The organism is Corallococcus sp. CA049B (assembly GCF_003611685.1).
GTDB lineage: Bacteria > Myxococcota > Myxococcia > Myxococcales > Myxococcaceae > Corallococcus > Corallococcus coralloides.
Genome location: NZ_RAWC01000377.1, coordinates 1 through 4,022 on the forward strand (window position 1 = coordinate 1; position 4,022 = coordinate 4,022).

2 protein-coding genes and 1 pseudogene are annotated in these 4,022 nt (G+C 72.0%); 1 reads left to right on the plus strand and 2 read right to left on the minus strand.

The features are described from left to right. A pseudogene (locus D7W82_RS38665) lies at positions 1-456 on the minus strand (hypothetical protein); the annotation flags it as partial. Further along, positions 453-2,690, minus strand: a complete 2,238-nt coding sequence (locus tag D7W82_RS38670) for a glycosyltransferase family 4 protein (RefSeq protein ID WP_120623044.1) — start codon at positions 2,688-2,690, stop codon at positions 453-455. The pseudogene D7W82_RS38665 and the gene D7W82_RS38670, both read right to left, overlap by 4 nt. 30 nt (positions 2,691-2,720) lie before the next feature. On the opposite strand from D7W82_RS38670, the gene D7W82_RS38675 reads away from it, so the two are divergent. Then, positions 2,721-3,830: a glycosyltransferase family 1 protein gene (locus D7W82_RS38675; RefSeq protein WP_120623043.1), complete on the plus strand. Its 1,110-nt coding sequence runs from the start codon at positions 2,721-2,723 to the stop codon at positions 3,828-3,830. The last annotated feature ends 192 nt before the right edge of the window (positions 3,831-4,022 follow it).

The window sequence follows — 4,022 nt, forward strand, 5'->3', positions numbered from 1 at the left end:
GCCGTGGCTGATGGCCGGTGGGGGCGGCTTGGGCGGCCTGGGGGCTTCTGGCGGCGGTGCCTTCGCGGCCTGGGCCCTCAGCGTGTCCACCTCCTTGCGCAGCCGGAGGACCTCCGCGGAGAGCTGGGCGTAGGAGTCCCGCACCAGCCCGTTGAACACGCGCTGCCGGCCCAGGGTCTCGTTGATCAACACCTGGCACGTCTTGCGGAAGGCCCACTTGGCCAGCAGCACCGCCTGTCCCATGCCGGCGCGGTGCGTGTGCAGCGGCAGGGCCCGCGTGGTGTCCGCGTTCTCCTCCAGCGCGTGCATGTTGAAGGTCAGCGGATCCACGCGCGGCTCCACGCCGTCCTCCGGCACCTCCGCCGGTTCCGACGTGGGCAGCCCGCGCACGCGCAGGCGCTCCTCGATGCGGGCCACCAGGGCCCTCGTGGGAATGTCCCGTCCGAGCAGCTTCATCGGTGTGTCTCCTCCACGATGCGCGCCATCTCTTCCCGGTACGCCGCGACCACCTGGGGCCACGTGTGCCGTTGCGCGTAGATGCGGGCCCGCTGGCCCATCGCGTCCCGGGCCTCGCCCACCTCGCGCAGCCCTTCGACGAACGACGCGAGCCCCCGGTACACCCGGCCCGCGCCACTGCGCTCCACCTGTCCCACCAGCACGTCCGAGTGCCCGTTCACCAGCACCGGCGTGCCTTGAGCGAACGCCTCCAGCGTCAGGAGCGACAGGCTCTCGAACTTCGACGGCACCACCACCGCCAGCGCTCCCGCCAGCGCGTCGTGCTTGTCCTGTTCGGAGATGCGCCCCACGTGCCGCACGCCCTCGCCGCTCACGTCCATGTGGGCCTCGCCCGCGAGCACCAGCTCCGGCGCGTCCTGGTAGCTGCCGCGCAGCTGGCGGTGGAACTTCAGCAGGTCCGGCACGCCCTTGCCCGGCTCCAGCCGGCCCACGTAGAGCAGGTAGCGGCCGTGCACGCCGTACTTCGCCCGGAAGCGGTCGGGCACCGCCGGCAGCGCGTCCACGCCCACGCCCACCACGCGCGCCCGCGCATGGTGCGGGTGGAAGCGCCCGAGCATCGCGACCTCCTCCGGCGTGTTGCACATCAGCACCCGGGGGCGGTTGAACACGTCCCCGTAGACGCCGAAGCGGATGGGCGGCTCGTCATGCGCGGTGGGCACCAGCATCGCGCGGTCCGACACCAGCGGCAGCCCCCACGCCGTGGGCGCGTAGAGGTACGTGAAGAACAGGTAGCCGTCGTACGCGTCCTGCGTGGTGGCCAGGTGTTCCATGAGCCCGGGGCTCAGCGGTCCCTGCTCGGCCACCCACTGTTCTTCACGCAGCCGCTCGTTGCCGTGGCCGAACACGTGGCGCGACAGGTCGTTGAACGCGTGGATGTTGCGCGTGCGCGTCACCGGGAAGCGCAGCACCTTCGTGCTGCCAATGCGGTCCTCGCCGGGCGGGAAGGTGTTCTCCCACGTCAGGTGGTTCTTCGCGCAGGTCGTCACCACCGTGACGTCCCAGTGCGGCGACAGGTGCTCCGCCACTTGCGCGGCGTGGCTCTCCGCGCCGCCCGTCACCTCGCCATAGCGCTGCACCACCAGCGCCACGCGCGGCCGCTTCGCCGGGGCCCTGCGCGGACGGGGCGGCGGCGCCACCACGCCCTCCAGCGCTCGCGTCAGCGACACCTGCGCGGCGGTGGGAGAGAAGTGCTGGAGCCTGCGCGCCTGCCCGTCGAGCACGGCCCGGCGCAGGTCCTGGTCCTCGGTCAGGTCCACCGCCAGCTCCGCGAGGAACGCGAAGCGCTTCTGGTCGAACGCGACGCCCGCGCCGCCCAGCGTCTCCGGCACCGCCGCCGCCGCGTACGCGAGCACGGGCACCTCGGAGGCCATGGCCTCGATGATGGGCACGCTGAATCCCTCGTGCTCGCTCATGGAGACGAACACGGACGCGGAGCGGTACACGGCCACCAGCTCCGGATGCGACAGGCGCCCCAGGAAGTGCACCCCGCTCAAGTCCTTCATCTCGCGCTGGAGCGACTTGAAGTAGCGGCTGCCCGCCTCGTAGCCGCCGACCATCAGCAGGCGCGCCTGGGGACGGATGCGCAAGAGCTCCCGGTGCAGCGCGAGCAGGTCCTCGAAGCGCTTGTGCGGCATCACCCGGCTCACCGACACCAGGGTGGGGCCGGGCCCGGCCAGCTCCGCGAGCTTTCCCGCATCCGCCACGGACGCGGCGAAGCGCTCCTTCTCGATGAAGAGCTGCACGGTGTGCACGTTGCGGTGGCCCGCGACGCGCAGCTCCGCGCTGTTGTAGTCCGAGTCCCCGATGGACAGGTCCAGGAAGGGCGCCATCGCGGCCACCTGCGCGCGGCCGGCCACCAGCGCGTGCTCCAGCGGCGTGTCCCGGTAGAAGCGCGCGGGGCTGATGTTGTGGAACACCACGCCGCGCTTGCAGTCCAGGTGCATCAGCCGGCCGCTCAGCGGGGACGCGATGCCGTGGTGGTACAGCACCAGGTCGTCCGGCTTCGGCTTCAGCGTGAAGACGTGGCGGGCCAGGCCCTGCAGCCCTCCGGCGACCTCTTCCGCGTAGATGTCCCCCACGTGCCCCATGCGGCGCAGCAGGAGTTGCAGGTGGAGCGCGGCCTGACCGGAAGCGTCGCCGGGGCCGAAGCTTGGGATCAGCTGATGGACCGCCATGGAGGGCCGTGTGTACCACACGGGCATGGTATGAGGCGGCCCGTGTCGACCCCCGGACCCATCGCCTTCGACGCCACCCTGTGGGACGAGCCCACCACTGGCATCGGCCTGTACACCCGTTGCCTCGCGGAGGCGCTCGAAGCCCAGGGCGTCCGCCTGGACCGGATGGGGGCGCGCAAGTCCGGCGAGCACCCGCGCGGCGTCCAGAAGCGAACGTCCTGGACGCTGGCCACGCTGCCCCGGCTGCTCAAGGCCTCGCCGCCGCCCGTCTACCACGCGCTCAGCAACTTCAACCTGCCGCTGCGGCGCACGCCGGGCACCGCGTACGTGCTCACCGTGCACGACCTGGTGCCGTTGGATTTGCCGCACACCGTCTCCGCGCCGTACCGCTGGCAGTTCCGGCTGTGGCTCGCGCGCAGCCTGATGCTCGCGGACCGGCTGGTGTGCATCAGTGAATGCACGCGCCAGGACCTGGTGCGCCGCTTCCCCCAGGTGGAGCCGCGCACCGTGGTGGTGCCCAACGGCGTGGACCACGTGAACGCGGCCCCGCTGAACGAGGCGGACGAGGAGTTCCTCCACGCGCTCAACCTGCCCAGGGACTACGTGCTGTACGCGGGCTCGCTCGACGTGCGCAAGAACGTGGAGCTGGTGCTGGAAGCGCAGGAGCGGCTGCACGCGCGCGGTCGGCCCTTCACGCTCGTGCTCGCGGGGCAGGCCTGGTACGGCTCCGGCAAGGTGGAGAAGCGCATCGAGCGGATGCGCTCGGAGGGGCTGGACGTGCGGCCCCTGGGCTACCAGACCCCCGCCATTTTCTACGCGCTGATGCGCCGCGCGGCGCTGTTCGTCTTCCCCTCGCGCTACGAGGGCTTCGGCCTGCCGCCCCTGGAGGCCATGCGCCTGGGCACGCCCGCGGTGGTGTCCACTGCGGGCTCGCTGCCGGAGGTGTGCGGCGACGCCGCGCCCGCGGTGGATCCGGACGACGCGGAGGGCCTGGCGGCGGTCATCGACCGGCTGCTCCGTTCGCCGGAGGAGCGCCGCGCGCTGTCGGAGGCGGGCCAGCGTCAGGCCGCGAAGTTCACCTGGGCCCGCACCGCCGAAGGGACGCGGGCCGCTTACGATGCGGCGCTGCGCCACCGGTAGGGTTGGCACAGGCGCCCGTGGTCAACCGGCCCGCGAAGGGCCCCCCTGGAGGAACATGCGACTGCTCGTGTGGAGTGGAATCGTCTGCGGAATGCTGCTCGGGTGCGCGGGGTCGAACGCGGCGCGCAAGGACGAGGCCCAGGAGCCGGCCCCCACCGCCCCTGGCTCTTATACACATCTGACGCTGCCGAC

Coding starts and splice junctions, on each gene's coding strand:
- D7W82_RS38675 (WP_120623043.1), top strand. CDS start 2,721: ATGAGGCGGCCCGTGTCGACCCCCGGACCCATCGCCTTCGACGCCACC.
- D7W82_RS38670 (WP_120623044.1), bottom strand. CDS start 2,690: ATGGCGGTCCATCAGCTGATCCCAAGCTTCGGCCCCGGCGACGCTTCC.